General features: G+C 64.7%; 4 protein-coding genes and 1 pseudogene. All 5 read right to left on the bottom strand.

Features of this window, described 5'->3' with window-relative positions; all coding sequences use genetic code 11:
- Window positions 1–196, bottom strand: a pseudogene (locus H8A95_RS41645) (OmpA family protein); the annotation flags it as partial.
- A gap of 229 nt (window positions 197–425) precedes the next feature.
- Complete coding sequence (locus tag H8A95_RS41640) at window positions 426–659, bottom strand: hypothetical protein (protein WP_229188262.1); 234 nt, start codon at window positions 657–659, stop codon at window positions 426–428.
- A 105-nt stretch (window positions 660–764) separates the two neighbouring features.
- Window positions 765–1,151, bottom strand: coding sequence for a VOC family protein (locus H8A95_RS41635; protein ID WP_229188261.1), 387 nt, complete (start codon window positions 1,149–1,151; stop codon window positions 765–767).
- A 246-nt stretch (window positions 1,152–1,397) separates the two neighbouring features.
- Window positions 1,398–2,225 (bottom strand): FkbM family methyltransferase, encoded by an 828-nt coding sequence (locus H8A95_RS41630; protein ID WP_229188260.1) that lies wholly within the window; start codon window positions 2,223–2,225, stop codon window positions 1,398–1,400.
- A 61-nt stretch (window positions 2,226–2,286) separates the two neighbouring features.
- Entirely contained in the window at window positions 2,287–4,353 is a 2,067-nt protein-coding gene (locus H8A95_RS41625; RefSeq protein WP_229188259.1) for an ABC transporter ATP-binding protein/permease, read from the bottom strand.
- Between the last annotated feature and the right edge of the window lie 219 nt (window positions 4,354–4,572).

Here is a 4,572-nt window from a genome sequence, read left to right as displayed (position 1 = left end):
CCGGCGGTGCCGGATGTGCAGGCGCAGGCGCGCCCGGCGCCGGCCGCGGCTTCGGCTTTCCGTCCGGTCCGAGCTCTTCCTTTGGCTGCGCCTGTGCGACGACCAGCGGCGAAGTTTGTGCGTGCGACGCTGAGGCGGCGAATTGCATCACCGTCAGCGCAGTCGTGGCGAGCAGCACGAGACGAAGCTTTGTCATGGTATTGGAGTCCCCGGCGGAAAGTCTGGGCAGGAAAGAAAGTGAGAGCCGAACAATTCGGCAGGACGATGAATTGCCAGCCGTTAGGCCGGATTGTGGCGAGCGCCGAATCATCGACGAAGTTTATTTCGACATTATAACGGGTTGCATGTGCCTTTGTTCACTGGACATTCAGAAGAAACGCTCCGACACATTCGCAATCGATGGGGAACTAAGGCGCGAGGGTGATTCATCGCCCGGCGGGGCGATCTGTCGCAGGCGGTGGGCCGGATGGTGCAGGTGGTCCGCGCACCGGTGATTCGTCGGGCGTGTTGCCGGGCAACTCGTCCGGCGGTGGTGGCTCGCCCGGTTCGCGCACCGGCGGTGGAACCTCCGGCTGCGGATTGCCGGGCGGAATCCCAGGCGGCGGTTCGTTCGGATTGCCCGGTGTCGCCGGCGGGATCTCGGGAGGCTCGATCGGCATCAGATCGAAACCCCGTCGTCGATGCCAGCTCGGATCGCGCGCATTGATCGCTCCATCGCAGTTCGAAGCGATAACGGAACGCGCGCCGCGCCGTTCCTGTGCGCGTTATCCCGGCGTGTGGCAGACCGCCTCGATATTGTGCCCGTCGGGATCGAGCACGAACGCGCCGTAATAGTTCGGGTGATAATGCGCGCGTATGCCGGGCGCGCCGTTGTCGCGGCCGTCGGCCGCCATCGCAGCCTGGTAGAAGGCGTCGACGGTGGCGCGGTCCTTGGCGGTGATGGCGATATGCACCGGCTTGTTCATCGCGCCTTCGCCGCCGATCCAGAAATCCGGCTTGCCGTTGGCACCGAAGCCCGCCGCCGGCGCGTGCCCGGTCACCTCCGCCGGCACTTCCATGATCAGGCCGTAGCCGAGCGGCGCCAGCGCCGTCTGGTAGAACGCCTTCGCGCGCTCGTAGTCGGAGACCGAAAAGCCGATATGGTCGATCATCGCGAGCCTCCGTTGTTCTGGCTACGTCATCAGTTCGATATTCGCTCATCCTGAGACGATTGTCGCTCTGCGCCACCGTGATCGCGAGGAGCTCGCGACAAAATTGCAGAGCAATTTTGCGCTGAAGCGACGAAGCAATCCATTTCTCCGCTTGCTGCGCCATGGATTGCTTCGCTTCGCTCGCAATGACGTGGGTAAAGCGCGCTAGTCTCCGAGCTCCTCGCATAGGGGACGAGCGCTGCGGGATCACTCCCGCACCAGCAGCGTGTTGCTCCGCGTCCGGCCCTGCTCGACGTAACCACGCGTGTGCATGTCCGCAATGCAGTCGTCGGTCCATTCGTCCTTCGACAGATGCTCGATCACGACCGCGCGCGGCCACAATTGCTCCGGCGCGTCGCGGAAGAAGCCGATCAACACGCGGTCCTCAAAACCCTCGACGTCGATCTTCAGCGCATCGACCTTGGTCGCGCCGGCCTCATTGAGGATGCGTTGCAACCGCAGCGACGGCACCTTGAACGCCTTGCCCGTGGGCGTGCCGGTGACGATGTGGCTGGCGCCGAGATTGTCGCCGTCGGTCTCGATCATCAGCTCGCCATCGGTCGGTCCAGCGGCCGCGGCAACCAGGCGCACCTGCGGATAGTTGGAGGCCTGTGTGTTGAACTTGAGCCGCGCATGCGTCACCGGATGCGGCTCGATCGCGATCACCTTGCCATTGGGCCCGACGTCACGTGCCAGCGCCAGTGCATAGGTGCCGACATTGGCGCCGAGGTCGACGAAGGTTCCACCAGCGCCGACATGTGCCCGCAGGAAGGCGAGCTCTTCAAGATTGTAATCGGGATTGAACAATGCGCCGCGCTCGGTCGCGCTCGCCTGATGATAGAAGCGGAATGATGCGCCCTGATAGCTCACGTCAAGCGGTCCCGAGCCGAACAGATCGACCAGCCGCGACAGCCAGGGCCGGAACGCGCCGCGCTTCAATCCTGAGCCGTGCGCCAGCCGGATGATGGCGGCCTGCGCCGCATTGGGCGCGAAAGCGCCGAACGGCGCCGGTGAAATGTCGTTGCTGGGGATCAAGCCTGTTCCTCGTCGAAAGCGCGGCATGCATAGCCGGTTTTGACGACAGCGCCAACGCCCGTTATGCCGCCCTGCCTGGCGCTCGCCGCTGCTGCAGGAAGCGGCCGAGCAGTCGTCGCTTGCCCTTGCGCGGGATCAGGTCGACGTCGCTGACCAGCTTGGCGCCGCCTTTGCGGCGCTCCAGCACGATCTTGCGGCTATGGAACGCTTCGAGCTCGGCGCGATGGGCGACGCTGACGATGGTCGCCTTCGGCAACTCCGTCGTCACCATCTCCATCATCTTGTCCTGGCTCTTTTCGTCGAGCGCAGAGGTTGCCTCGTCGAGCACGACGATGTCGGGGCTGTGCAGCAGCAGGCGCGCAAAGGCGAGCCGTTGCTTCTCGCCGCCGGACAGCGTCTGGTCCCACGGCGCATCCTCTTCGATCTTCTCCTTGAGATGGTCGAGCTCGACCTTGTGCAGGGCCTTGCCGATCTCTTCGACGTTCCAGTCCTCTGCCGCACCGGGATAGGCCACCGCGCGCCGCAGCGTGCCCGACGGCACGTAGGGCTTTTGCGGCAGCATGAACAGGCGGCGGTCCGCGTGCAGGCCGACACTGCCGCCGCCCCACGGCCACAACCCGGCGATGGCGCGCACCAGCGTGCTCTTGCCGGTGCCGGATTCGCCGGCGACGAGCAGCCGTTCCCCCGCCTCGATGTCGACCTCGGTCTCCCCGACCACGGCGGTGCCGTCGTCGAGCGTGACGGAGAGATCGTTGAGGCTCAGCATGGCCTCGCCTCCGGTCTCGCTGCGCCGGATGCGGCCGAAGCCGTCGCCGGTCTCGGCGCGTTCGAGGCCGTCGAGCGACATCATCAGCGAGGCGATACGGCGTGCGCATGCGTTCCAGTCGGCCAGCCTCGGATAATTGTCGACCAGCCAGCCGAACGCGGCCTGCACGATGGTGAAGGCGGAGGCCGCCTGCATCACCTGGCCGAGTGTCATGCTGCCGTCGAGGAATTTCGGCGCACACAGCAAGAGGGGGATCACCGGTGCAATCAGGCTCGATCCCTGCGACACCAGCGTCGTCCGCATGTGCTGTCCAGCGAGCCGTGCCCATTGTCGCAGCACGTTCGAGAATGTCTTATCGATGCCGTCGCGTTCTTCCGTCTCGCCGCCGAGCAGCGCAATGCTCTCGCCGTTCTCGCGCACGCGCGTCAGGACGTAGCGGAATTCTGCTTCCGCCTGATTCTTGTCCTCGGAAATCTGTGCGAAGCGGCGGCCGATCGCCATGATCGAGCCGGATGCGATCGCGGCGTAGATGATCGCCGCGATGACGAGGAAGCCGGGGATGCTGATGGACGAGCCGCCGAGCGTCAGCGTCAGCGCGCCGCCGATCGTCCAGAGCACGACGATGAAGGTGACGGCAGACAGCAGCGCCGATGTCACGCCGGCGATGAAGTCGACCGGCGAGTCTGTTGCGATCCGCAGGTCCTCCGCGATGCGATATTCCGGGTTCTTGTGATCGCCGTCGACGAGATTGAGCTGGTAGTAGCGGCCGCTGGCCAGCCAGCGCGATACCACGTCGTTGGTGAGCCAGGCCCGCCAGCGCCGCTGAATGCTCATGCGGCCGAACACCTGGCCAACGCCCAACAGCACGCTGCCGATCGCAAGCGGAAAGAAGATGGCCGTCAGGTGGAAGACTGTGGCCGAGTCGCGTTTCTCGATCGCATCGAAGATCGCGCGATTCCAGACATTGATGCCGTACTGGACGGCGACGTTGGTGACGATGAGCAGCAGCAGACCGATCGTGAACAGCCACGCCAATCGGTCACCATTGCGGCCCCAATAACCGCGCGCGGTGATCCAGAATCGCGTCAGCAGATAGTCTTTGCGGGCCTGTTCGGCCTCTTCGGGCGACAGTTCGGGATCGGGTTCGAGAATTTCCGGCGGCGGCGGTTCGACGTGGTCGCCGTTTTCGGCAATGACCTCGACAAATTCCGATTTGTCGTCCGCTTCCTTGTCGTCGGCCTGGCTCGGCGCCGCGTTGCCGTCCGCGGCGCCCGCGCGCTTCGCACTCGCTTTCCGGGGCGAGGTGGCCTTGGCCAGTGGCGGCCCCTTCGACGATCTGGATTTTGCGCCAGCCTTGCCCATCGCGCGACAACGCGAGCGAAATCACAAGGTTCCATCGCGGTTCCGAGGGGTGCATCAGAATGACCCGACGGCAGATCATGTCGCGAGAATGGGAGAGTATGACTTACCAGCCGTGCCACACACTCGGTGTCGTCCTGCGAGAGCAGGGACCCATAGCCACAAGCGCGAATTATGCGCCTCGTTGGAATCGCAAGTCCCGCTCCCAACCTCCGCCGCGGA

This window comes from Bradyrhizobium oropedii (assembly GCF_020889685.1).
GTDB classification, from domain to species: Bacteria; Pseudomonadota; Alphaproteobacteria; order Rhizobiales; family Xanthobacteraceae; genus Bradyrhizobium; species Bradyrhizobium oropedii.
The sequence above is the reverse complement of the archived record's forward strand: the minus strand, read 5'-3'. Positions and strand labels throughout refer to the sequence as shown.